This is a genomic window from Pseudomonas sp. P106(2024) (assembly GCF_057480815.1).
In genome coordinates this window covers 25,536-48,568 of record NZ_JBLIYU010000001.1, presented here as the reverse complement: position 1 = coordinate 48,568, position 23,033 = coordinate 25,536, and the positions used below count along the sequence as shown (strand labels likewise).

20 protein-coding genes are annotated in these 23,033 nt (G+C 64.2%); 13 read left to right on the top strand and 7 right to left on the bottom strand.

Features of this window, described 5'->3' with window-relative positions; all coding sequences use genetic code 11:
* Positions 1-72 precede the first annotated feature (72 nt).
* Complete coding sequence (locus tag AC25M7_RS00215; RefSeq protein WP_486970608.1) at positions 73-336, bottom strand: hypothetical protein; 264 nt, start codon at positions 334-336, stop codon at positions 73-75.
* Between AC25M7_RS00215 and putP the strand changes: the two genes are divergently transcribed.
* The 8 genes from putP to AC25M7_RS00175 all read left to right on the top strand — a co-directional run bounded on the left by putP (position 335) and on the right by AC25M7_RS00175 (position 10,354).
* The gene (gene putP, locus AC25M7_RS00210) at positions 335-1,813 is read left to right on the top strand and encodes a sodium/proline symporter PutP (protein ID WP_028688306.1); all 1,479 of its coding nucleotides are present in this window, start codon (positions 335-337) and stop codon (positions 1,811-1,813) included. The two genes, AC25M7_RS00215 and putP, sit on opposite strands and share 2 nt — an antisense overlap.
* Positions 1,814-1,955: 142 nt before the next feature.
* Positions 1,956-2,792, top strand: a complete 837-nt coding sequence (locus tag AC25M7_RS00205; RefSeq protein WP_028688305.1) for a 23S rRNA (adenine(2030)-N(6))-methyltransferase RlmJ — start codon at positions 1,956-1,958, stop codon at positions 2,790-2,792.
* Positions 2,793-3,044: 252 nt separating this feature from the next.
* Positions 3,045-4,802 carry a carbamoyltransferase family protein gene (locus AC25M7_RS00200; protein WP_028688304.1) on the top strand — a complete coding sequence of 586 codons (1,758 nt, stop codon included), beginning with the start codon at positions 3,045-3,047 and terminating at the stop codon, positions 4,800-4,802.
* A complete protein-coding gene (locus AC25M7_RS00195) occupies positions 4,786-5,916 on the top strand; it encodes a glycosyltransferase (RefSeq protein ID WP_062360181.1) in 1,131 nt (376 codons plus the stop codon). Before AC25M7_RS00200 ends, AC25M7_RS00195 begins: the two co-directional genes overlap by 17 nt.
* Positions 5,916-6,812, top strand: a complete 897-nt coding sequence (locus tag AC25M7_RS00190; RefSeq protein ID WP_028688302.1) for an antimicrobial resistance protein Mig-14 — start codon at positions 5,916-5,918, stop codon at positions 6,810-6,812. Before AC25M7_RS00195 ends, AC25M7_RS00190 begins: the two co-directional genes overlap by 1 nt.
* Complete coding sequence (locus AC25M7_RS00185) at positions 6,809-8,212, top strand: PIG-L deacetylase family protein (RefSeq protein WP_241411147.1); 1,404 nt, start codon at positions 6,809-6,811, stop codon at positions 8,210-8,212. The genes AC25M7_RS00190 and AC25M7_RS00185 overlap by 4 nt, the downstream gene beginning before the upstream one ends.
* A gap of 16 nt (positions 8,213-8,228) precedes the next feature.
* Positions 8,229-9,185, top strand: coding sequence for a glycosyltransferase family protein (locus AC25M7_RS00180; RefSeq protein ID WP_486970607.1), 957 nt, complete (start codon positions 8,229-8,231; stop codon positions 9,183-9,185).
* A gap of 80 nt (positions 9,186-9,265) precedes the next feature.
* The gene (locus AC25M7_RS00175) at positions 9,266-10,354 is read left to right on the top strand and encodes a glycosyltransferase (RefSeq protein ID WP_486970606.1); all 1,089 of its coding nucleotides are present in this window, start codon (positions 9,266-9,268) and stop codon (positions 10,352-10,354) included.
* Between the two features lie 3 nt (positions 10,355-10,357).
* Here AC25M7_RS00175 and AC25M7_RS00170 read toward each other — a convergent pair whose 3' ends face one another.
* A complete protein-coding gene (locus tag AC25M7_RS00170; protein WP_062360176.1) occupies positions 10,358-10,963 on the bottom strand; it encodes a BUD32 family EKC/KEOPS complex subunit in 606 nt (201 codons plus the stop codon).
* Between the two features lie 104 nt (positions 10,964-11,067).
* On the opposite strand from AC25M7_RS00170, the gene AC25M7_RS00165 reads away from it, so the two are divergent.
* The 3 genes from AC25M7_RS00165 to hldE all read left to right on the top strand — a co-directional run bounded on the left by AC25M7_RS00165 (position 11,068) and on the right by hldE (position 15,618).
* Positions 11,068-12,243: an O-antigen ligase family protein gene (locus tag AC25M7_RS00165; protein ID WP_486970726.1), complete on the top strand. Its 1,176-nt coding sequence runs from the start codon at positions 11,068-11,070 to the stop codon at positions 12,241-12,243.
* Positions 12,244-12,258: 15 nt separating this feature from the next.
* On the top strand, positions 12,259-14,067 hold the full coding sequence (msbA, locus tag AC25M7_RS00160; RefSeq protein WP_028688296.1) for a lipid A export permease/ATP-binding protein MsbA: 1,809 nt from the start codon (positions 12,259-12,261) through the stop codon (positions 14,065-14,067).
* Positions 14,068-14,196: 129 nt separating this feature from the next.
* The gene (gene hldE / locus AC25M7_RS00155) at positions 14,197-15,618 is read left to right on the top strand and encodes a bifunctional D-glycero-beta-D-manno-heptose-7-phosphate kinase/D-glycero-beta-D-manno-heptose 1-phosphate adenylyltransferase HldE (protein ID WP_028688295.1); all 1,422 of its coding nucleotides are present in this window, start codon (positions 14,197-14,199) and stop codon (positions 15,616-15,618) included.
* Positions 15,619-15,681: 63 nt separating this feature from the next.
* On the opposite strand, the gene AC25M7_RS00150 is transcribed toward hldE, so the two are convergent.
* From AC25M7_RS00150 to AC25M7_RS00135, 4 genes are all read right to left on the bottom strand, one after another.
* Positions 15,682-16,650 (bottom strand): hypothetical protein, encoded by a 969-nt coding sequence (locus AC25M7_RS00150; protein ID WP_028688294.1) that lies wholly within the window; start codon positions 16,648-16,650, stop codon positions 15,682-15,684.
* Between the two features lie 37 nt (positions 16,651-16,687).
* Positions 16,688-17,500: an aldo/keto reductase gene (locus AC25M7_RS00145; RefSeq protein WP_028688293.1), complete on the bottom strand. Its 813-nt coding sequence runs from the start codon at positions 17,498-17,500 to the stop codon at positions 16,688-16,690.
* Positions 17,497-18,672: an NAD(P)/FAD-dependent oxidoreductase gene (locus tag AC25M7_RS00140; RefSeq protein ID WP_486970605.1), complete on the bottom strand. Its 1,176-nt coding sequence runs from the start codon at positions 18,670-18,672 to the stop codon at positions 17,497-17,499. Before AC25M7_RS00140 ends, AC25M7_RS00145 begins: the two co-directional genes overlap by 4 nt.
* 68 nt (positions 18,673-18,740) lie before the next feature.
* Entirely contained in the window at positions 18,741-19,073 is a 333-nt protein-coding gene (locus tag AC25M7_RS00135) for a DMT family transporter (RefSeq protein ID WP_028688291.1), read from the bottom strand.
* A gap of 90 nt (positions 19,074-19,163) precedes the next feature.
* On the opposite strand from AC25M7_RS00135, the gene AC25M7_RS00130 reads away from it, so the two are divergent.
* Entirely contained in the window at positions 19,164-20,054 is an 891-nt protein-coding gene (locus AC25M7_RS00130) for a LysR family transcriptional regulator (protein ID WP_207852782.1), read from the top strand.
* A gap of 38 nt (positions 20,055-20,092) precedes the next feature.
* Positions 20,093-21,364: a lipid IV(A) 3-deoxy-D-manno-octulosonic acid transferase gene (gene waaA, locus AC25M7_RS00125; protein WP_182321827.1), complete on the top strand. Its 1,272-nt coding sequence runs from the start codon at positions 20,093-20,095 to the stop codon at positions 21,362-21,364.
* A 158-nt stretch (positions 21,365-21,522) separates the two neighbouring features.
* On the opposite strand, the gene AC25M7_RS00120 is transcribed toward waaA, so the two are convergent.
* Positions 21,523-22,956: a TolC family outer membrane protein gene (locus tag AC25M7_RS00120; protein ID WP_028688288.1), complete on the bottom strand. Its 1,434-nt coding sequence runs from the start codon at positions 22,954-22,956 to the stop codon at positions 21,523-21,525.
* Between the last annotated feature and the right edge of the window lie 77 nt (positions 22,957-23,033).

Genomic DNA, 23,033 nt, shown 5'->3' with positions numbered 1-23,033 from the left:
GATGTGGCCTAAGCTGAAGGCAAGATTAGCCTGTAGGACGATTCGGGTGCAACCGGGTGCAACCCGAAATCTTCACGGTAAAGGTGCAACTCGTCTGAAGGATGTTTCCTTACAGCCGAAACGGTCTTTTTTGCTGCTTTTGCTTATGTAAAACGCTGCGTTTGCTCCGAAAAGGAGCAAAAAAGGGGCTTTATCCGAAAAACCATGGCTGGGTGCAACTTGCAAATGAAAAATGGTTGCACCTCGTTCATGTTGTTGCATAGGATTCGCCGCCTGGGTGCAACCGTCGTGCACGACGGTCGCAAGAGATAAAAACAACGCCAGGGCACAACTCATGGGCAATCCACTAACGATCACCTTCGTGATCTACATTGCGGCAATGGTGCTGATCGGCTTCGCCGCCTATCGCTCCACCAAGAACCTTTCCGACTATATTCTCGGCGGCCGTAGTCTCGGCAGCGTGGTTACCGCGCTTTCCGCCGGCGCATCGGACATGAGCGGCTGGCTGTTGATGGGCCTGCCGGGCGCCATCTACTTTGCGGGCCTTTCCGAGGCCTGGATCGCCATCGGCCTGACCGTCGGCGCCTACCTGAACTGGCTGTTTGTCGCCGGCCGTCTGCGTGTGCAGACTGAGCACAACGGTGATGCCCTGACCCTGCCGGACTACTTCTCCAGCCGCTTCGAAGACCAGACCGGCCTGCTGCGGATCATCTCGGCGATCGTCATCCTGGTGTTCTTCACCATCTACTGCGCTTCCGGCATCGTTGCCGGCGCCCGTCTGTTCGAAAGCACCTTCGGCATGTCCTACGAGACCGCCCTGTGGGCCGGTGCCGCCGCGACCATCGCCTACACCTTCATCGGTGGTTTCCTGGCCGTAAGCTGGACCGATACCGTGCAGGCTTCGCTGATGATCTTCGCGCTGATCCTTACCCCGGTGATCGTGCTGATTTCCACTGGCGGCTTCGACCAGACCTTCGCTGCCATCGACGCGGTGAACCCGGCGCACTTCGACATGTTCAAGGGCGCGACCTTCATCGGCATCATCTCGCTGATGGGCTGGGGTCTTGGCTACTTCGGGCAGCCGCACATCCTGGCGCGCTTCATGGCCGCCGACTCGGTCAAGTCGATCGCCAACGCCCGCCGCATTTCCATGACCTGGATGATCCTGTGCCTGGCCGGTACCTGCGCAGTGGGCTTCTTCGGCATCGCCTACTTCTCGGCGCATCCTGACCTGGCAGGTCCGGTCACCGAGAACCACGAGCGCGTGTTCATCGAACTGGCCAAGATCCTGTTCAACCCTTGGGTTGCCGGTATCCTGCTGTCGGCCATCCTGGCCGCTGTGATGAGTACCTTGAGCTGCCAGTTGCTGGTGTGCTCCAGCGCCCTGACCGAGGACTTCTACAAGGCCTTCCTGCGCAAGAACGCTTCGCAGCAGGAATTGGTCTGGGTCGGTCGCCTGATGGTCCTGGCTGTCGCGCTTATCGCCATTGCGATGGCCTCCAATCCGGAAAACCGAGTGCTGGGCCTGGTGGCCTATGCCTGGGCCGGCTTTGGTGCCGCCTTCGGTCCGGTGGTGTTGATCTCGGTGCTGTGGAAGGGCATGACCCGTAATGGCGCCCTGGCCGGTATCGTGGTCGGCGCGCTGACCGTGATCCTGTGGAAAAACTACGTGGACATGGGCCTGTACGAGATCATCCCGGGCTTCCTGTTCGCCAGCATCGCCATCTTCGTGGTGAGCAAGCTGGGCAGCCCGTCGAACAGCATGGTTTCGCGTTTTGAAACTGCTGACGCGGCGTATCACGCTGACAAATAACGCCTGCTGAATCGGCGTTGTCCCTATCGCGGGGCAAGCCCGCTCCCATGTGTCCTCGGGCATTTGTGGGAGTGGGCTTGCCCCGCGATGCTTTTTGCCGGCTGCAAGGCAAGGTAAACTTGTTGCCCCCGCAGGAGTCCTCATGAACTATCGTCACGCCTTCCACGCCGGCAACCACGCCGACGTCCTCAAGCACATCGTGCTCACCCGCCTCATCGCCCTGATGTCGCGCAAGGAACAGCCATTCGCCTACATCGACACCCACGCTGGCCTGGGTCTCTACGACTTGCAGGGCGACCAGGCGAGCCGTACCGGTGAGTACCTCGAGGGCGTGGCCCGCCTGTGGAATCGTGACGACCTGCCGGAAGCGGCCGCCGACTACCTGCGCATCATCAAGCGCCTGAACCCGGATGGCGAGCTGCGCTTCTACCCGGGCTCGCCCGAGCTGGCGCGTCGTTTGATGCGTCAGCAGGACCGCGCCCTGCTCAACGAGAAGCACCCTGAAGATGGGGCGCTGCTCAAGGAGAACATGAAGAAGGATCCGCGGGTCACCGTTCACCTGGGCGAAGGCTGGCACATCCCGCGGGCGCTTCTGCCGGTGCAGGAAAAGCGCGCCATCATGCTGATCGACCCGCCGTTCGAGCAGGCCGACGAGCTCAAGCGCTGCACCGTGGCCATGAAAGAGGCGATCGGTCGCATGCGCCAGACCGTCGCGGCGATCTGGTATCCGATCAAGGACCAGCGCTCGTTGACCCGTTTCTATCAAGACCTGACCAGCACCGGCGCGCCGAAGCTGCTGCGGGTCGAGCTGTACGTGCACCACCAGGATAGCCCGCAGGGCCTGAACGGCTCGGGCCTGGCCATCGCCAACCCGCCGTGGGGCCTGGAGGACGAGCTCAAGACGCTGCTGCCGTGGCTGGCCAAGGAGCTGGCGCAGACCGCTGGCAGCTTGCGCATGGACTGGCTGATCGCCGAGTAAGCCGCAGCGCGTGCCTTTGTAGGAGCGGCCTTGCCGAGGCGTCGGACCGGTCGGAAAGGGGCGCGAAGCGGCCCCAGGTTTCAGCTCCACCATCGAAATCGCCGGGGCTGCTGCGCAGCCCTTTCGCGACACAAGGCCGCTCCTACAAGGGGGCGGTGTGTCCTTGATCTTTGCGTTATAATCCCGCCCTTTAGCCGCCATCCGCCCGAATGGCCGTTGGCGCACTTCATACCGATTTGAGAGGCTAGACCCTTGGCACTGACGATTCTTGGCCTGTCCGGCGCCCTTAGCCATGACCCTTCCGCGGCCCTGTACATCGACGGCAAGCTGATTGCCGCCGCCGAAGAAGAGCGCTTCGTGCGTGACAAGCATGCGAAGAACCGCATGCCCTACGAGTCGGCGAAGTTCTGCCTGGAGCAGGCCGGCATCAAGCCGTCTGACGTCGACGTGGTGGCCATTCCGTTCGCCCCTATCAGCCTGTTCGGCAAGGCCCGCTGGCATTACGCCAAGCGCTACTGGTACGCCCCGGACCGCGCCCTCGATGCGCTGCTGATGGGTAACCGCCGCTACAAGCGCTACCGCAAGAAGATCGTCTGGTGCCTGGAGCAACTGGGCTTCGATCCGAAGAAGATCAAGATCGAGCCGGTCGAGCACCACCTGGCCCATGCCTCCAGCGCCTACCACTGCTCGGGTTTCAAAGAGAAAACCGCGATCCTCGGCATCGACGGCAAGGGCGAGTACGCCACCACCTTCTTTGGCTATGGCGAAAACGGCAAGATCCACAAGATCAAGGAATTCTTCGATCCGGACTCGCTGGGCGGCCTGTATGGCGCGATCACCGAGTTCCTCGGCTTCGAGATGCTCGATGGCGAGTTCAAGGTCATGGGCATGGCGCCATACGGCGATGCCAGCAAGTACGACTTCTCGCGCCTGGCCAGTTTCGAAAACGGCGAGCTGGTGATCAACACCGAATACGCCAACGTCATCGGCCTGCGCCGCTATAAAGAGAAGGGCAAGGGCTTCTACTTCTCGCCCAAGCTGATCGAGTGGCTGGGTCCGAAACGCGAAGGCGACATCGCCGACGAGCCTTACATCCACTACGCCGCCAGCATGCAGGCGCTGTTCGAGAAGCTCGCCCTGCAGATGATCGACCATTACCTGGGCGACACGCTGAAAGAAACCGGCAAGCTGGCCTTCGCCGGCGGCTGCGCGCTGAACGTCAAGCTGAACCAGAAGATCATCGCCCGTGATGATGTAAAGGAGCTGTTCGTCCAGCCGGCCTCCGGCGACGCCGGTACCGCCGTTGGCGCGGCCGCCTACGTGTCCCACGCCCGTGGCGTGCCGGTCGAGAAGATGGAACACGTCTACCTTGGCCCTGCGTATTCTAATGAAGACGTGATCGCCGCCTGTGCCCGTCACCCGAGCCAGCCGAAATGGCGCAAGCTGGAGAACATGCCGGAGCAGATCGCCAAGATCATGGTCGATGGCAACCCGGTGGCCTGGTTCCAGGGCCGCATGGAGTTCGGTCCGCGTGCGCTGGGTGGTCGTTCGATCATCGGCTGCCCGAGCGTGGAAGGCGTTGCCGACCGCATCAACCACCAGATCAAGTTCCGCGAACGCTGGAGACCTTTCTGCCCGTCGATGCTCGATACTGTCGCGCCGCAGATGATCAAGATCGATCACCCCGCGCCGTTCATGACCTTCACCTTCGAAGTCGCCGAGGAGTGGAAGACCCGCGTGCCGGAAGTCGTCCACGAGGACGGCACTTCGCGCGCCCAGGTGCTCAAGCGTGAGTACAACCCGCGCTACTACGACATGATGAAGGCGCTGGAAGACCTGACCGGCAACGGCGTGTCGTTGAACACCTCGCTGAACCGCCGCGGCGAACCCATGATCTGCTCGCCGACCGACGCCCTGAACATGTTCTTCGGTTCGGACCTGCAGTACCTGATCATGGAAGACATCCTGGTGGTCAAGGAAGGCGCCGCGCCGTATGACCAGCCGCTCTGAACCGCGCATCCTGCAGTTCTGCCATGGTTATGACGGGCCGTTCCTCGATTGTGCCCGTCAATACGCCAGCCTGTTCCAAGGCAGCGGCTACAAGGTCACTACCGTGTTCCTCACCGGGGCAGCGGACGCGCAGGTCGCGGCTGGCTGTGCCTCGGACGAGGTGCTGTTTCTCGAGTTCAGTTCCAAGGCCGTGCGCGGCCTGAAGCTGGGCGCGATCCGCGCGCTGCGCAAGATCGCCGCGCAGCGCAATTTCAGCTTTTGCATCGCCCACCGCTTCAAGCCGATCTATGTCGCGCTGCTCGGGACCGGACTGCCGGTGATCGGCGTGCACCATGCCTTCGGCGACTATGAGCGCAAAGGGCGGCGGCTGTTCGCCAACCTGTTCCGCAAGCGCCTTAGCCTGCTCGGTGTGTCGGACGCGGTGCGTGACGACATGCGTCGCTGCTTGGGCCAGTGGCCGGCCGAGCGTATTCAGACCCTGTACAACCGCATCGACGTCGAGGCACTGCAGGCCAGCCTGGTGCCGCGTGACGAGGCGCGCCGTGCACTGGGTCTGGATGAACGTGCCTGGGTGGTCGGCAACGTCGGACGCCTGCATCCGGACAAGGACCAGGCCACGCTGCTGCGCGGCTTTGCCGAAGCCTTGCCGGGGCTGCCGACCGGCGCGCGCCTGGCGATTCTGGGCAAGGGGCGTCTCGAGGCGAAACTCAAGGCCCTGGCCGCTGAGCTGGGCATCACCGACCAGGTCGACTTCCTCGGCCAGGTCCCGGATGCCCGCCGTTACTTCCGCGCTTTCGACGTGTTCGCCCTGAGCTCCGACCATGAGCCGTTTGGCATGGTCTTGCTCGAAGCCATGGTCGCTGGCGTACCAGTGCTGGCCACCGCCTGTGGCGGCGCCCGGGAAGTGGTCGAGGGTGTGGGTGTGCTGTTCCCGCTGGGCGATGCCGCGCAGCTGGCCCAGGGCCTGAAGCACATGGCCGGCCTGGATGCGCAGCAGCGCGAGGCATGCGCCGAGCATATGCTGCAGCGTCTGCAGCGGCGCTTCAGCGACCAGGCGGTGCGGGATGCCTTCTGGAAACTGCCGCAAGTCCGCGCGCTGAAGGCGGAGGCTTGATGCTCAATCATCTCAAGGCCTGGCGCGAACGCGGCTGGCAAGTGATCGACGTGGCCGCGTACAGCGACGCCTGGCAGCGTTATGGCGGCAGTGTCGCCACGCACCCGTTGGTGATCGAGCAACTGGCGGACCTGGCCGGGATCCCGGTGCGTTACCTGGGCTGGTTCCAGGGCGCCGAGCTCAAGGCCGCGCTGCCGACCTGGGGGCGCCACCTGGCGCTGTCCAAGGACGTGCTCAAGCGCGAAGGCAAGAAAGGCCTGTTCGACCTGGGCAATGCCGAGATCATCCTGCCGGCCGCCGCCGATGCTGGGGCGCCGCTGCGCCACGCCGGTCGCTACCTGTCGGAGTTGAACCAGGGGCGTTTCGCCGGCTTGAAGGCACAACCCGAGCAGTTGGCCATGGCACGTCCCCACGAGGACCTGTCGAAGAAGTTCCGCTACAACCAGCGTCGTGAGCTGCGCTTGCTGGAAGAGGCGGGCGGTCAGGTGCGACCGATCAGCGATTTCACTGCAGCCGAGGTCGCCGCGATGTACTGTGATTTGTTCCAGCGTCGCTGGGGCTTCCCGGCCACCGGCGCGGCCCGCATGGCCGAGGTGGTCGAGCGCCTGCGCGAGCTGCTGGTCGGTTCGGTGCTGTTCCTCGACGGGGCGCCCATCGCCATTCAACTGGTGTATCGCGTCGAGGCGCCGCAATGGATCAGCGTCGAATATGTAAACGGCGGTGTCGATCCAGAGACCAAGGCCTTCAGCCCTGGGAGCGTATTGAGCTTCCTCAACACCCAGTCTGCCTGGGAGCAAGCCACGGCCCGCGGCAAGGCATTGCGGTTCTCGTTCGGTCGTGCGGACCGTGAGTACAAGGACCGTTGGTGCAACCCTGTACCGGTGTTCCAGTCGTGAGCCGCAAGCAGCAGTTGCTCAAGCGCCACCGGCGCAACAAGCGCCTGGTGCTGCTGGTGGGCCTGGTGCTGCTGGTTGCGTTGGGCGTGTTGGGTGTGTGGTGGTTACCGCTGTTGTTGCTGGCGCTGCTGTGGGGGGGGCACGAGGCCTGGTTCGCCGATCACCTGTTCTACTCGCCGGGCGAAGACTACGCTTACCGTTTTGCCAAGGACACTCGCGAAGTCGCGGCGAGCCTGCGGGGCGATCTGCTGCAGACCGATGTTGCACTGCAAGGTGACGAGACACTGATCCTTGAAATCGGTATTCGGAGCCGTTGGCTCGGGCGTTTCCTTGATCCTCGCGTCGAGCTGCTGGCGGGGGCCGCCAGCGACGTGCAGACGTTCGAGCGTGGCGTCAACGGAGTGCGATTCCTCAATCTGACCGGGTTGGCCGAACCATTGGCGGCCGGCACGTTGCGTCTGCGTGGTCGGCATTGCCGATTGGAAGAGTCAGCGCGCTTGTGGATAACCCCAGCGGTCAAGCTGCGCAACCGCCGAGTGATGGTCATTGCCCCCCATGCCGACGACGCCGAGTTGGCGGCCTATGGGCTCTACAGCCAGGCCGACGAAGCTTGGGTTGTCACCCTGACTGCCGGTGAGATCGAGGCCGAACACTACCAGGCCATGGGCCTGGCCAAGGCTGAGGCGGCCAGGCTGAAGGGCCGCCTGCGCGCCTGGGACAGCATCGCCGTGCCACGTTGGGCAGGCGTGCCGGAGTCGCATTGCGTGCAGCTGGGCTACTTCTGCCTGCAATTGCCAGTCATGCAGGCTGCGCCGGATCTGCCGGTGGGCTCGCGTGAAGCCGATCTAGCCGACATTCGTCCCTTCCGCCGTTTCAATCCGTTCCCGCTGCCGGCCGATGTCGATGGTGCGCCAAGCTGGCACAACCTGCTGGCCGACCTGCGTGCCCTGTTCGAGATGGCCCGGCCCCAGGTGCTGGTGATGCCGCACCCGGTGCTCGATCCGCACCCGGACCACATCTGTGCCCAGGCCGCAGTGCTCGAGGCGCTGCAAGGCCTGGCGTGGCAGCCTGAAACGTTGTTGTGCTACGCCAACCACCTGCATGACAACGACCGCTGGCCGATGGGCGACAGCGGTGATGGCGTCGCCCTGCCGCCGCAGTTGCAAGCCGCCGAAGCCTGGGCACCCTGTAGCCTGGTGCTGGATATCGACACCCAGCGCGACAAGGCCATGGCCCTGGGCATGATGCATGACCTGCAACCTGCCCCCCCCTTCAAGCGTCGCCTGCGCCGTGCGTTGCAACGCTGGCTGGCAGGGCGCCGCCCATCGCCGTACGGAGAGAATGAATTCTTCCGCAAGGCGGTGCGCCGACATGAACTGTTCTGGCGTCGCGACCTGTGAGCGCCCAAGGAAAGCAATGAAAGTCCTATTTCTGGTGCAGAAGGAACAACGGGCGATTCTTGACCGCCTGTACGACGGCGTCGCGGCCAACTGTGACTGCGATCTGCGTTGGCTGAGCGACGAGGACCAGCGCAACCTGCGTCGCTACTTCAAGCGGGAAGTGGACGTCACGCGCTACGACCGTATCGTGTTCTTCCTGCGTTTCAAGCAGGAAATCCGTCAGGTTGCGTTCATTCGCAGCGTTCCCAACCTGGTGATCCTCGAGCACGACGCGTACCAGAACTACATACCCTGCAAATACACCGGCAAGTTCAGCGAGCATTACCGCCAACTGCCTTGGGCCCGAATCATCAGCTCTGGCTACATGGTCAGCGAGCGCCTGCGCCAGGAAGGCTTCGACGCGGTATTCGTGCCCAAGGGCTACGACGAACAACTGTTGGCCGACCAGGGGCGCGAACGCGATATCGAGCTGGCATTCGTCGGCAGCACCAAGAGTGTCGCCTACAGTGGCCGCAAAGCCTTGCTGGATGAGTTGGGGCAGGTGGAGAATCTGGTGGTCACCCGTACCAAGTCAGGCGAGGACTATTGCAATACCCTCAACCGTATCCGTTTTTTCGTCAGTGCCGACGTCGGTATGGGCGAGTACATGATCAAGAACTTCGAGGCGATGGCCTGCGGTTGCGTATTGTTCGCCTACGACCAGGGCGAAGCGGAGAACCGCGCACTGGGGCTCGAGGACATGCGCAACGTGGTGTTGTATGACAGCATCCCGACGTTGCAGGCCAAACTGCGTCAGTTACGCGAGGATCCTGCGCTGGCGGCGTTCATCGCTACGAATGGGCGTGAACTGGCCACTTCGCGCTTCAGTTTTGCCGCCGTGGGCCGAAGCATTGTCGAGCACATGGTGCCTGCACTGCGAGCGCATCCGCCGCTGACCGGCTGGCAGCGCTTGCGTTTGTGGCTCGGAGTCTGACCTGGTTCGAGCAAGATTTCGCGGATCAGCAAAACGGCTGGCTTCAAGGCCCACCGAATCATCAAAGGGGCGTTACGCCGTTGAATATCCTCAATGTGATGTGGTCGGGTGGTTCGCCCTTCGCTTCCATCCACAGTGTGCACCGGCAGGTGCTGGCGCATGCCCCGAGTGGTGCGCAGGTGACCAACTGGCTTCTGCTCGGAGAGGGTTTGTGCAGCGGCGTGGGTCAGACGCGCAGCTGGCATTTGTCGCCACGCGTGCTCAAGGGGCGGCTAGCGCACCGACTGGCACTGTCCTGGGTGAAGTGGCGTCTGCGTCGCGCGTTGAAGGTGGTGGTTCCCGATGTGCTGTTGCTGGACGGACTGGGCGTTGCCCGGCTGCTGCTGCCATTGTTGCGACGGCTTCCAGACGTGCAGGTTGCCGTCCTGTTCCACGGTACGACACGCCTGACCCGACGCGATGTAGCCCTGTTCCGGCAGTTTCCTGTAGAGCGCCTGACGGTCGCCGCTGTCTCCACGACATTGGCGCTTTCGCTGGCCCAGGGGTTGGGGCGTTCGGTGCAAAGCTTGCGTGTGGCGCTGAATCCTCGGGCCTTCACCGATCATTCGCTGGATCGGGAGCAGGCCAGGCAGGCCTTGTCGTTGATGGAGGACGGTCTTGTGCTGGGGGCGGTGGGTCGCCTGGTCGAGAGTAAAGGTTTCGAGATGTTGATCCAAGCGTTCGCCAGGACGCGCGCAGTACAGCAAGGCGCTCGCCTGGTCATACTCGGCGATGGACCGTTGCGTGGGCAGCTGGAAGCGCAGGCCAGATCGCTCGGCGTGGGTGATCGTGTCCGGTTCTATGGCCACCGTGAAGATTCGATACGACTGTACCCGGCCTTCGACTGGTTGCTGCTGCCCTCCCGCTCGGAAGGCCTCGGGCTGGTGCTGCAGGAGGCCGTGCTTTCCAAGGTGCCGGTCGTCTGCAGTGACCTGCCGGTTTTTCGAGAGCAGTTGGCTGATGCGGGCCACTACCTGCCGACGGACGATCCGTATGCCTGGACTGACGTCATTGACGATTGCGCCTTTCAGGATGCCGGGGCCAAGGCTTCGGAGCAGTGGCAGGCCTTGGCGCCGGAGCAGGGATGGCAAGCGTTCCGGTCCGGTTCGGCCAGCCTGTTGGCGCGCTGAGTGTCAGCGCGCCGCCAGGGCCGCCTGGAACTGATCGAGGGGAAACTCTCGGGCGAGGGGTTCTCGCTCGATGTAGCGAACCATGTGCTGTACGTTGCGTTGCACCATTCGGGAAGAGAGCGGGGCGCGCAGGAAGCGCATGTCGGCCACGTCGATCAAGCCCAGCAGGCCTTCGGGGGTCTCGACCACGTTGCCCAGATGCAGCGAGCGGAAGTAGATCCCCGCGTGATGCAGTCGCCGAATAAGCTCGACGAGGCGCGGCAATTGCCGGTCCCAGCTGAAGTCGGCCTGGCGCGACAGTTGCAGCAGGGTCTCGCCCGGCAGCGGTCGATAGAGCACTGCCGTGCGGCCCGGCAGCGGCAGCTTGTGGTGGCTGATCACTTCCAGGGTTGGGAAACCGGCCTGGCCCAGGCGCATGGCGTTGTCGATGAAGCGCTGCGAGTAGGGGCGTAGCAGTGCAGATGAAATCAGACGCTTGCGACGAAACACCTTGAGGATATTTCCATCCCCAAGCAGGTAGACTTTGGCGCCGTGGCTATCTGCCTCAAGCACCTTGGCGCCGAGAGTCAATCGATCGAAGTCGACCTGGGAGAGCCGGGAACATTGCATGTATTCGAGCCTTGTCTTCAGGGCAGGCAAAATGACCGGTAATAATGCCGAAAAAAATCTGCCAGCACCATGACGGTGTTTTTACGTTTCATCGGGGGAAAGGAATGTTGTATGCGAAGAGCTGGGCAAAGGCCTGGCTGGGGTTGGGTTTTGTCTGGTTTCTGGCGGCGGTGGCATTGGCGCCAACCAACAAGTTGTACCAGCAGGGCATGATCCTGTTCCTGTGGCTGCCGACCTTGGGGTTGGCATGGTCCGCCAGGCACGTATTCCTTCAGGCCTGGCGCCGGCAGCCAGCCTTGTGGATCGCAATCGCCGCATTGCTGGCCTGGAGCGCCGTGACCCTGATGTGGTCTAGTGCAGAAGACGGTCTGCGTGAAGGCAAACGGTTATTATACATCCTGTTGTTCCTCATGGCTTTTCCGCTCATGGCCCAAATGGGTATCGCGCGTTGCTGGCGACTGTTGCAACTGGGTGGTGGGCTGCTGGCCATAGCTGCCTTGATATCGATCGTGCGCTTCTATGGTATGTCTGGCCAGTCGTGGGTGGAGCGCCTGGCCGGTATAGGCGAGATCTCCCATCCGATTCTGGGTGCCTACGTCATTGCCGCCGCCATCCTGTGGATTCTGTATGCCTGCCCGCGTCATCGTGGCCTGCAACTGGCCTGGACGCTCGCGCTGGCGTGTCTGGGAGCGTTCGTGATTCTGAGCCAGAGCCGCGGCGCGGCATTTGCGTTGGTCGTGACGGTCATACTGGGTGTTTTATGGCACCGTGATCGTGCAAGTGGGCTGTTCGCGCTCCTTGCCGCCTTGGCCACGGGGGCGGCGTTTTACCAGATGTACGACCTGATCATGGCGCGAGGTTCGTCCTACCGACCAGAGATTTTCATGTCCGCCGTACACATGATCGGTGAGCATCCCCTTACTGGACTGGGGTTGGGGGCCTACTATCGAGTGGAGGCGCTCGGAGAGATGTTCGAGCACACGCACAACATGTTCACCCATGTCGCCGTGGAGCTTGGCTTGCCAGGGATGCTGCTGTGGGTGGCAATCTGGCTTTTCACTCTGGGCGAGATCGTACGAGCCCGCCATACGGTATTCGGCAAGGCGCTGCTTGGCCTCTGGGTGTTTTCCACCCTGGCCATGCAATTCGATGCCGCCAGCCTGACCGCCACGCCACGGGCCGAATGGTTCATCAGCTGGCTGCCGGTAGGCCTGGCAATGTTGTTGCCGTGGGCAGATGACCAGAAACGACGCTGTGGTAAAATCGCCGGTTCAATCTGAACAGCGAGCTCGATGATGGCCGAAACACCGCTACCGGTGGAGAACACCTCCAGCCTGAAGATCTACTTCAGGCTGCTGAGGTACGTGAAACCCTACATCGGCATCTTCCTGCTGAGTATCGTCGGGTTTGTGATCTTCGCTTCGACCCAGCCGATGCTGGCCGGGATCCTCAAGTACTTCGTCGACGGCCTGAGCAATCCCCAGGCCGTCCTGTTCCCCAACGTGGCCTACCTGCGCGACCTGCAACTGCTGCAGGCCGTGCCGCTGCTGATCATCCTGATCGCAGCCTGGCAGGGCCTGGGGTCGTTCCTAGGCAACTACTTCCTGGCCAAGGTATCGCTGTGCCTGGTGCACGACCTGCGCGTGGAGCTGTTCAACAAGCTGCTGGTGCTGCCCAACCGCTATTTCGACAACCACAACTCCGGCCACCTGATTTCGCGCATCACCTTCAACGTGACGATGGTCACCGGCGCTGCGACCGACGCGATCAAGGTGGTGATCCGTGAAGGCCTGACGGTGGTCTTCCTGTTCGCCTACCTGCTGTGGATGAACTGGCAACTCACGCTGGTCATGGTCGCAATCCTGCCGGTGATCGCCGTGATGGTGAGCACTGCCAGCAAAAAATTCCGCAAGCAGAGCAAGAAGATCCAGGTGGCCATGGGTGACGTCACCCATGTTGCCTCCGAGACCATCCAGGGCTATCGGGTGGTGCGCAGTTTCGGCGGCGAACGTTACGAGGAGCAGCGCTTCAGCGCCGCCAGCCAGGGCAACACCGACAAGCAGTTGCGCATGACCAAGACCGGCGCGCTCTACACGCCGCTGCTGCAACTGGTGATTTACAGCGCCATGGCTGCGCTGATGTTCCTGGTCCTGTTCCTGCGTGGGGACGCATCGGCTGGCGACCTGGTTGCCTACATCACGGCCGCGGGTCTGCTGCCCAAGCCGATCCGTCAGCTTTCGGAGGTCAGTTCGACCATCCAGAAAGGCCTGGCCGGTGCCGAGAGCATCTTCGAGCAATTGGATGAAGCCCCTGAGGTGGATACCGGTACCGTTGAGAAGGCGCGTGTGCAGGGCCGTCTGGAAGTGCGCAATCTGAGCTTCACCTACCCAGGTACCGAGCGTCAGGTGCTCAGCGACATTAGCTTCACTGCCGAACCTGGCCAGATGATTGCCCTGGTCGGTCGTTCCGGCAGCGGCAAGTCGACCCTCGCTGCGCTTATTCCGCGTTTCTATCACCACAGCGAAGGGCAGATTCTGCTCGATGGCGTGGAAATCGAGGAGTATCGCCTGCGCAACCTGCGTCGACATGTATCCCAGGTCACCCAGCATGTCACGCTGTTCAATGACACCGTGGCCAACAACATCGCCTATGGCGACCTGGCTGGTGCACCGCGTGCCGATATCGAGGCCGCGGCCGCCGATGCCTATGCCAAGGAGTTCGTCGACCAGTTGCCGAAAGGTTTCGACACTGAGGTCGGCGAGAACGGTGTGCTCCTGTCAGGCGGTCAGCGTCAGCGCCTGGCGATAGCCCGTGCACTGCTGAAGAATGCGCCGTTGCTGATTCTGGATGAAGCGACCTCGGCGCTGGATACCGAGTCCGAACGGCATATCCAGGCAGCCCTGGACCATGTCATGCAGGGGCGCACGACACTGGTGATCGCCCACCGGTTGTCGACCATCGAGAAGGCCGACATGATCCTGGTGATGGAGCAGGGGCGTCTGGTGGAGCGTGGTACTCATGCCGAGCTGCTTGAGGCCAATGGCTACTATGCCCGTCTGCATGCCATGGGCCTGGATGCGCCGGAAAACGTCGATATCACCTAAATCCAAGCATCGGGGCCGGCACGGCCCCGATTGTCACTGCAGTTGTCCACAGCGAAGGTGGCGGTAAAGCCATCCACGACCCTGTGCTAATATCCTGCCCCTGTTCACTTTTCCAAAAATGGGTTGCCCATGAAGTTGTCCATGCCGCGTTTCGATCAAGCCCCGGTACTGGTGGTCGGCGATGTCATGCTTGACCGCTACTGGCATGGCGGTACTTCGCGTATTTCGCCTGAAGCGCCGGTGCCGGTGGTCAAGGTCGATCAGATCGAGGATCGCCCCGGCGGCGCGGCCAACGTGGCCTTGAACATCGCTGCCCTCGGCGCGCCCGCTTCTCTGGTCGGCGTCACCGGCCAGGACGAGGCTGCCGACAGCCTTGCCAACAGCCTGCATGCCGCCGGTGTGCGCTCGATCTTCCAGCGCATCGCCCACCAGCCGACCATCGTCAAGCTGCGGGTGATGAGCCGTCACCAGCAACTGCTGCGCATCGACTTTGAAGAGCCGTTCGCTACCGACCCGCTGTCGCTGGGCGCGGAGGTCGATGCCCTGCTTGAAGGCGTCAAGGTGCTGGTGCTGTCCGACTACGGCAAGGGCGCGCTGCAGAACCATCAGGCGCTGATCCAGGCCGCGCGCGGCAAGGGCATTCCGGTACTGGCCGACCCCAAGGGCAAGGATTTCTCGATCTACCGCGGTGCCAGCCTGATCACCCCGAACCTCAGCGAGTTCGAGACCATCGTTGGCCGTTGCGCCGATGAATCCGAGCTGGTCGGCAAAGGCCTGAAGCTGCTCGACGAATTGGATCTGGGCGCGCTGCTGGTGACCCGTGGCGAGCATGGCATGACCCTGCTGCGCACCGGCCACCCGGCCCTGCATCTGCCGGCCCGTGCCCGTGAGGTGTTCGATGTCACCGGTGCCGGCGATACGGTGATTTCCACCCTCGCCGCCGCCATTGCCGCGGGTGAAGACCTGCCGCATGCCGTCGCCCTGGCCAACCTGGCCGCCGGCATCGTGGTCGGCAAGTTGGGTACCGCCGCCATCAGCGCGCCTGAGCTGCGTCGCGCCATCCAGCGTGAAGAGGGCTCGGAGCGGGGCGTGCTGGGCCTGGAGCAGCTGCTGCTGGCCATCGACGATGCCCGTGCGCACAACGAGAAGATCGTCTTCACCAACGGCTGCTTCGATATCCTCCACGCCGGTCACGTGACCTACCTGGAACAGGCACGCGCCCAGGGCGACCGGCTGATCGTCGCCATCAACGACGATGCCTCGGTCAGCCGCTTGAAGGGCCCGGGCCGGCCGATCAACAGCGTCGACCGACGCATGGCCGTGCTGGCGGGCCTCGGTGCGGTGGATTGGGTCATCAGCTTCCCCGAGGACACGCCGGAGAACCTGCTGCGCCAGGTCAAGCCAGATGTGCTGGTCAAGGGCGGTGACTACGGTATCGACCAAGTGGTCGGCGCCGATATCGTCAAGGCCTACGGCGGCACGGTGAAGGTGCTGGGCCTGGTGGAAAACAGCTCGACCACGGCGATCGTCGAGAAGATCCGCAAGCACTGATAGGCTGCAAGTCGCGGGGTAAACCCGCTCCCACGAAACGCTGGGAGCGGGCTTGCCCCGTGTTCATTTATGCAGCGAGGTCCGCGCCCGGGCCAGCAGTTCCCGAGCCTTGTCCCCGAACCGTTCCAGGTGCGACACCGGCGCGGGCTTGCTTTCGACCAGCCCCTGCTGCTTCAGCCAATCCTTCCAGCGCACCCGCTCATCCCGCACCACCCAGCCATCCTGACGGGCGAAGCTCTCTGCCAGCCACAGTCCGCGCGTGCCCGCGGGTGTCAGTTGGTCCTTCTTCAAGGTGTACAGCTCGGCCACGGGCTGGCCGTCCTTGAGCGGCATCAGGTAGAGATCCGGCCGCTTGCGATTGAGCCTGGCCACCAGTTGATCGCCCTCCAGGCGCTCGTCGACATGAAACAGGCTCAGCGATTTGGCCTCCTTGGGCACTTGCAGGCGCAAGTCGTAGATCAGCTGCAACGACGCCGTGGGCAGATGAACATAGGCGCGTGGCCGCTCCAGCAACATCAGGTTGGCGCAATGCACCGGGCGGGCAGCGCCCGACTCGGGCGACAGCACGAACGGCAGCGCCTCACGGTAGTGCAGGGCAGCGGCATAGGGCGCTGGCAGCCAGGTGTCGTTGAAGCGTCCGCCCAGCCAGCCTTCGGGGGTTTCCAGCAGACATTCCTCGGCCACTTCCTGGATCGCTGTGTGCAGCGGCAGGTTCAGCTCGTGGGCCGGGACGTAGCCGGAAATCAGTTTGAGCACTACATCGCCACGGTCCTGTCTGCGCTGGCGGACCAGCACCCAGTAGTCGCGGCCCTGCCAGTGCAGGGTCAGTCGTACCGACACGCCGAGGTTGGCCAGTTCTGCCACGAAGTGTTCGGGGTCGGCGACCTGGATGGCCTTGCGCCGCTGCAGGGTCTGGGCGAAATTCAGCGGCATGCCGATACTCTGGTAGGTCAGGCCTTCGGGCGTGGCCTCGACGTGCAGCGGCAGGGTCTTGAAGTTGCTCGGATTCTTGCGGATCAGCGTACGCGGCACGAGGCTCCTCCTTGCGTTGGGCCCCCGCCTGGACGGCTCAGGGCCGGCCCAGGATGCGGGCGACGGTGGCCACGTTATGGGCCAGGTGCACCGGGTTGATGGTGCCGACGATGGCACTGCTCACGCCCGGGTGGGCGAACAGCAGCTCGAAACTGGCCTGCACCGGATCGACCCCGGGCGCCAGGCAGATATGCCCGCTGGCCAGGGCTTTCTTCACCAGGATGGCCTTGCCGTGCTCGGCAGCGTAGTCCAGCACGGGCCGCTCCGCCTGCTCGTTGAGGTTGTAGGTGACCATGGCGCAATCTCCTTGCTCCAACGCCTTCAGGCCGCCGGCGACGGTCTTGCCAGACAAACCATAGCCCAGGATCTTGCCTTCCTGCTTGAGTGCGGCGAGGGCTTCGTACACGCCCTCTCGCTCGAGGATCGCCAGGTCGTTGCCGTCGGAATGCACCAGCACCAGCTCGATGCGGTCGGTTTCCAGGCGCTGGAGGCTGCGTTCGACCGAGCGGCGGGTGTGGGCGGCGCTGAAATCGAAGTGCGACTGGCCGGCCTCGAACTCTTCGCCGACCTTGCTGACGATCACCCATTGGTCACGCTGGCCGCGCAGCAATGGGCCAAGGCGTTCCTCGCTGCGGCCGTAGGCCGGTGCGGTGTCGATCAGGTTGATGCCCAGTTCGCGGGCCTGGGCGAGCAGCAGGCGGGCGGTTTCGTCATCGGGGATGGTGAAGCCGTTGGGGTACTTCACGCCCTGGTCGCGGCCAAGCTTGACCGTGCCCAGGCCCAGCGGCGACACCCGCAGGCCGGTGCTGCCCAGGGGGCGGTGATGATCGTGCAGGGTCGGCAGGCTCATTGCAGCAGTTGCTCCCAGGCAGGCAGCGCCAGCGGTGGGCGGGGCAGGTTGGCGAGGTCCGGCTGGTTCTTCGGGTGGATGCCGTCACGTTCGAAGCTGGCCAGCACACGATCAGCGAAGTCCGGCGCCAAGGCCAGCTTGGTCGGCCAGCCGACCAGCAGGCGCTGCTGGTCGGCGAGGAAGGCGTTGTCCGGGCGTACCAGGCCCGATTGCGCCGGCTCGGCACGGTCGACGCGCAGGGTGGCCCAGCGCACCTGGGCCTGGTCGATCCAGGGCAGCAGGCTGGCGACTTCCTTTTGCGCCGCGGCGATCTGCGCGGCGGGCTCGCGGGCCACGCCGTCGGCCTCGGCGATGTCGCCACCCAGGTACCACACCCACTGGCCGTCGGCGGCCGGGTGGGTGGTCACGGTGATGCGCGGCTTGGGCCCGCCGCCCAGGCAGTGGGCGTACAGCGGCTTGAGGTTGGGCCCCTTGGCCAGGACCATGTGCAGCGGCCGGCGCTGCATGGCCGGTTGGTTCAGCCCCAGGGCGTGCAGCAGTGCTTCGGTGCCGCCACCGGCGCTGAGGACGATACGTTGGGCGCGGATCTCGCGGCCGTCGACCACCAGCCCGGCCAGGTCACCGCCGTCGCGCAGCGGCTCGACGCGCTCGCCGGCCAGCAGGCTGTCGCCCGCCAGCTGCGCCAGGTTGGCCAGCAGGCTGGGCACGTCGATGACCAGTTCGGCCAGGCGATAGACCTTGCCCTTGAACGCGCGGTCCTGCAGGGCCGGCGGCAGTTGCTCGCCCTTGACCTGGTCGACCCGGCCACGCACGGCCTTGCTGGCGAAGAAACTGGTGAGGTTGCCGGCCAGGGTGCCGGGGGACCACAGGTAATGGGCATCGGAAAGCAGGCGGGTAGCGGACAGGTCCAGCTCGCCGTTGCCGGCCAGCGCTTCGCGCCAGCGCCTCGGCATGTCGGCGATGGCCTCGGAGGCGCCGCTGAGGGCGCCGTGCAGGGCGTATTTGGTGCCGCCGTGGATGATGCCTTGCGACTTGATGGTCTGCTCGCCACCCAGGCTGGCGCGCTCCACCAGCACCGTCGAATAGCCCAGGCGGCGCAGCCGGGCATTGAGCCAGAGGCCTGCGACCCCGGCGCCGACGATCAGCACGTCAGTGGTAATGGCGGATGGCATGCGGGCACCTCGAAAACTGGGACAGGTGCGCAGTATACAGTTCACATGGGAACAGTGTTCCCCGTGGATCAATGCCCGGCGGTATTGGAGAACACCTGGATCACCACCACCCCGCCGACGATCATGGCCATGCCCAGCATCGCCGGCACATCCAGTTTCTGTCCGTAGATCAGCAACGCCGCGATGCTGATCAGCACGATGCCCAGCCCCGACCAGATCGCATAGGCGATGCCCACCGGAATGCTCCGCACCACCAGGGTCAGCATCCAGAACGCCACGCCGTAACCGCAGACCATCAGCAGCAACGGTAGCGGCGTGTTCAGCCCCTTGACCGCTTTCATGGAGGCGGTGGCGATGACTTCGGCGCAGATGGCGATGGCGAGATAGGTGTAGGCGTTCATGGTGCGGGTCCTCCGTTGCTGGATGGGCATTCTAGGGAATCCCTGGATGCGGTAAAGTCATTACCTATCTACTTTGAAGATAGGTTGGTCATGACAGAACACTGGAGCCTCGAGCAACTGCGCCTGTTCGTGCGGGCCGCCGAGTTGCGTTCGTTTTCCGCCGTGGCCCGCGAACAGCGCAAGGCCCAGTCGGCGATCAGCAGCGCCATCGCCTTGCTCGAGACGGACCTGGGTGTAACCCTGTTCGAGCGCAGCAGCGGCCGGCTGCCGCGCCTGACCGAAAGCGGCGCCGCGTTGCTGGAGGACGCCCGCGAGCTGTTGCGTCAGTGCGAGCGCCTGGATGGTCGGGCACAGGCCTTGATGCGCGGGCAGGAGGCGTTGTTGCGGGTGGCCCAGGACGAGGCCATGCCCTACCAGCCGGTGATCGACAGCCTCGACGAGTTGGCGGCGCACTACCCCTACCTGGAAGTGCAGCTGGCCAGCGGTGCCCAGGGCGATGTGGCGCGCAAGCTGGTGGAGCGGCGTGCCGACCTGGGGTTGTTCTTCCACCATGAAAGCATTCCCGCCTCGTTGGAGCGGCGCGCCCTGGGCAGCGTCGAGATGGTCACGGTGTGTGCCATCGACCACCCGCTGGCACACTTGGCCAAGGTCAGCCGCCAGCAACTGGCCCGTCATCGCCAGTTGCTGATCACCCCGCAGCAGAGTGGCTACCCGGGCGGCGAGGCGATCAGCCCGCAGGTCTGGCGCGCCGACAGTTTCTACGCCATGGCCGAGTTGCTGATGCGCGGTCTGGGCTGGGCCTGGCTGCCTCGGCATGTGGTGCAGTACCCCACCTACCAGACGCAGATGGTCGAGCTGGACAGCGAGTGGCGCCCGCCAGCGCTGGTGGCAGAGCTGGCCTGGCGGCGCGACGAACCGTTGGGCCCGGCCGCGCAGTGGCTGGCCGAGCGCTTCGCCGTGCACCTGAGGGCGATTGGCTGACAGGCCTTTTCGCGCGGTTCCTAGTAAACTCCGCCGCCATGAACAGAACCCTCTATACCTTGCTGTTTCACCTGGGCCTGCCGCTGGTCGCGCTGCGCCTGTTTCTGCGCGGGCGCAAGGCGCCGGCGTACCGTGCGCGGATCGCCGAGCGTTTCGCCTGCCAGCTGCCGGCGATGCGCCAGGGCGGCATCTGGGTGCATGCGGTCTCGGTGGGCGAGAGCATCGCCGCCGCGCCAATGGTCCGGGCCCTGCTCAAGCAGTACCCGGACCTGCCGATCACGCTTACCTGCATGACCCCGACCGGCTCCGAGCGCATCCGCGCGATGTTCGAGGGTGAGCCACGGGTGCAACACTGCTACCTGCCTTATGATCTGCCGTGGGCGGCCGGGCGGTTCCTCGACCATGTGCGCCCGCGCCTGGGCATCATCATGGAAACCGAGCTGTGGCCGAACCACATCCACCAGTGCGCCAGGCGCGGCATTCCGGTGGCGCTGGCCAATGCCCGGCTGTCCGAGCGCTCCGCCCGTGGCTATGCCCGCTTCGCCGGCCTGACCCGGCCGATGCTCGAGGAGATGAGCCTGATCGCCGTGCAGAGCGAAACCGAGGCCGAGCGTTTCCGTACGCTCGGTGCGCGCGACGAATGCGTGCAGGTGACCGGTTCGATCAAGTTCGACCTCAAGGTCGACGATCAATTGCCGCCACGGGCCAGCGCATTGCGTGAACAGTGGGCTGCCCGGCAACGTCCGGTATGGATCGCTGCCAGTACCCATGATGGCGAAGACGCGTTGATTCTCGAGGCTCATCGTGAGCTGCTGAAGGTCCACAGCGATGCGTTGCTGATCCTGGTGCCGCGCCATCCCGAGCGTTTCACGGCGGTGCATGAACTGTGCGCCGGCCAGTTCACCACAGTGCGCCGCTCGAATGGCGACACGGTCACGGCGCAGACCCAGGTGCTGCTGGGCGACACCATGGGCGAGCTGCTGTTCCTCTATGCCCTGGCCGATATCGCCTTCGTCGGTGGCAGCCTGGTGGCCACCGGCGGTCACAACCCGCTGGAGCCGGCGGCGCTGGCGCTGCCGGTGCTCATGGGGCCGCATGTGTTCAACTTCCTCGAGATCAGCGCGATGCTGCGCGAGGCGGGGGCGTTGCAGCAGGTGGATGACGCCGAAGGGCTGGCCGGGGCGGTGCGTCGGTTGGTCGAGCTGCCACAGGATGCGCGGCGCATGGGCGAGGCGGGCAGGGCGGTGATGCAGGCCAACCAAGGGGCGTTGCAGCGGTTGCTGGATGGGCTGGCTGCGCTAATCCGCTGATCTGTGAGGCGATGCGGTCCCTGTAGGAGCCGCCTTGTGTCGCGAAAGGGGGGCGAAGCGGCCCCGGGATCTGCGCATTACTGCTAGATTGCCGGGGCCGCGGTGCGGCCCTATCGCGACACAAGGCCGCTCCTACAGCGACCGCGAGCTCCCTTGGCTCAAGGCCGGCGTTCGAAGTTCTTCGCCGCCGCCGCCGCCAGGTCCGGTGGCAGGAAATCTTTGTCCGGGTTGTAGTCGGCCTTCAGGTACCGCCCCAGGTCCTGTAGGTCCTGGGGGCTCAGGGTGCCGGCGGCCTGCTTCAGGCGCAGGTTGTCGAGAATGTAGTCATAGCGGCTGTTGTTGTAGTCGCGCACCGAGGTGTACAGCTGACGTTGCGCGTCGAGCACGTCGACGATGTTGCGGGTGCCGACCTGGTAGCCGATCTCGGTGGCTTCCAGCGCGCTCTGGTTGGAGATGATCGACTGCTTGCGCGCCTGCACCTGCTCCACGTCGGTATTCACCGCGCGGTGCAGGTTGCGGGTGTTCTCCACCACCTGGCGACGCAGGCTTTCGCGTTGCTGCTCGCTCTGGGTCAGGCGCGCATAGGCCTCGCGTACCTGAGAACTGGTCAGGCCGCCGCTGTAGATCGGGATGTTCAACTGCAGGCCGACGCTGGTCTGCTCGACATCGCCACCGTAGCGCACCCCGTTCTGCGAGGGGTTGGTGAAACCGAGGTTGTCGTTGTCGCCCTTCTGATACTTGGCCACCGCGTCGAGGGTCGGCGCATGGCCGGCCTTGCGCTGGCGCACGGTCTCTTCGGCGGCCGCCACGGCGTGGTTGGTCGCCAGCAGGTTGAGGTTCTGCCGTCCGGCGGTCTCGACCCAGGCCTTGGCGTCGTTGGGCGTGGGCACCTGCACTGGCAGGGTGTGGACTACGCCCTGGATTGCCGTGTACTGGCGGTTGGTCAGGGTGATCAGGGCCTCGAAGGCATCCTGCACCTGGCGCTCGGCAATGATCCGGTTGGCCCGGGCGGTGTCGTAGCTGGCCTGGGACTGCAGCACGTCGGTCTTGTCCGAGAGGCCGACGTCGAAGCGCTCGTTGGATTGGTCGAGCTGACGCTTGAAGGCCGCTTCTTCGGCCTTGGTCGAGGCCAGGTTGTCCTGGGCGCGCAGCACCGCGAAGTAGTTCTCGGCGCTCTGCAGGATCAGGTTCTGCTCGGTGGCCGACAGTTCCAGGGCGGCCTGTTCGTTGACCGACTCGGCGGCTTGCAGCTGGAACCAGCGGTCGGCGCGGAAGATCGGCTGCGCCAGGGTGGCGCTCCAGGCGTTGCCGCTGCGGTTGGAGGTGACCGACGGTTCGTCGAGCTTGGTGCGGGTGTTCATCATCTCGGCGCCGGCCGAAAGGTTCGGCAGCAATCCGGCGCGGGCCTGGGGCACCACTTCACGGCGGGCACCGTAGTCGGCGCGGGCGGCGGCCAGGTCGGCGTTATTGTCGACCGCTTCCTGGTAGACGCTGACCAGGTCGGTCTTCACCGTCGTGGGCGTATCCACTGCCCAGGCCACTCCGTGGGACGCACAAGACACGGCAATTGCCAGTGAGAGTTTGCGCAGCATAGGGCAATCCTTGATCAAATTTTATTTACTGTACTGTCGGGTATCGGGCGATGCGCCAGTGTAGTGCCGCGCGCCGT

Excerpts from the sequence above, each read along its gene's own strand:
- AC25M7_RS00140 (WP_486970605.1), bottom strand. The coding sequence starts at position 18,672 with ATGCCATCCGCCATTACCACTGACGTGCTGATCGTCGGCGCCGGGGTC.
- AC25M7_RS00120 (WP_028688288.1), bottom strand. The coding sequence starts at position 22,956 with ATGCTGCGCAAACTCTCACTGGCAATTGCCGTGTCTTGTGCGTCCCAC.
- hldE (WP_028688295.1), top strand. The coding sequence starts at position 14,197 with ATGAAGTTGTCCATGCCGCGTTTCGATCAAGCCCCGGTACTGGTGGTC.
- putP (WP_028688306.1), top strand. The coding sequence starts at position 335 with ATGGGCAATCCACTAACGATCACCTTCGTGATCTACATTGCGGCAATG.
- AC25M7_RS00165 (WP_486970726.1), top strand. The coding sequence starts at position 11,068 with ATGTTGTATGCGAAGAGCTGGGCAAAGGCCTGGCTGGGGTTGGGTTTT.
- AC25M7_RS00205 (WP_028688305.1), top strand. The coding sequence starts at position 1,956 with ATGAACTATCGTCACGCCTTCCACGCCGGCAACCACGCCGACGTCCTC.
- AC25M7_RS00180 (WP_486970607.1), top strand. The coding sequence starts at position 8,229 with ATGAAAGTCCTATTTCTGGTGCAGAAGGAACAACGGGCGATTCTTGAC.
- AC25M7_RS00190 (WP_028688302.1), top strand. The coding sequence starts at position 5,916 with ATGCTCAATCATCTCAAGGCCTGGCGCGAACGCGGCTGGCAAGTGATC.
- AC25M7_RS00135 (WP_028688291.1), bottom strand. The coding sequence starts at position 19,073 with ATGAACGCCTACACCTATCTCGCCATCGCCATCTGCGCCGAAGTCATC.
- AC25M7_RS00130 (WP_207852782.1), top strand. The coding sequence starts at position 19,164 with ATGACAGAACACTGGAGCCTCGAGCAACTGCGCCTGTTCGTGCGGGCC.
- msbA (WP_028688296.1), top strand. The coding sequence starts at position 12,259 with ATGGCCGAAACACCGCTACCGGTGGAGAACACCTCCAGCCTGAAGATC.
- AC25M7_RS00170 (WP_062360176.1), bottom strand. The coding sequence starts at position 10,963 with ATGCAATGTTCCCGGCTCTCCCAGGTCGACTTCGATCGATTGACTCTC.
- AC25M7_RS00215 (WP_486970608.1), bottom strand. The coding sequence starts at position 336 with ATGAGTTGTGCCCTGGCGTTGTTTTTATCTCTTGCGACCGTCGTGCAC.
- AC25M7_RS00145 (WP_028688293.1), bottom strand. The coding sequence starts at position 17,500 with ATGAGCCTGCCGACCCTGCACGATCATCACCGCCCCCTGGGCAGCACC.
- waaA (WP_182321827.1), top strand. The coding sequence starts at position 20,093 with ATGAACAGAACCCTCTATACCTTGCTGTTTCACCTGGGCCTGCCGCTG.
- AC25M7_RS00195 (WP_062360181.1), top strand. The coding sequence starts at position 4,786 with ATGACCAGCCGCTCTGAACCGCGCATCCTGCAGTTCTGCCATGGTTAT.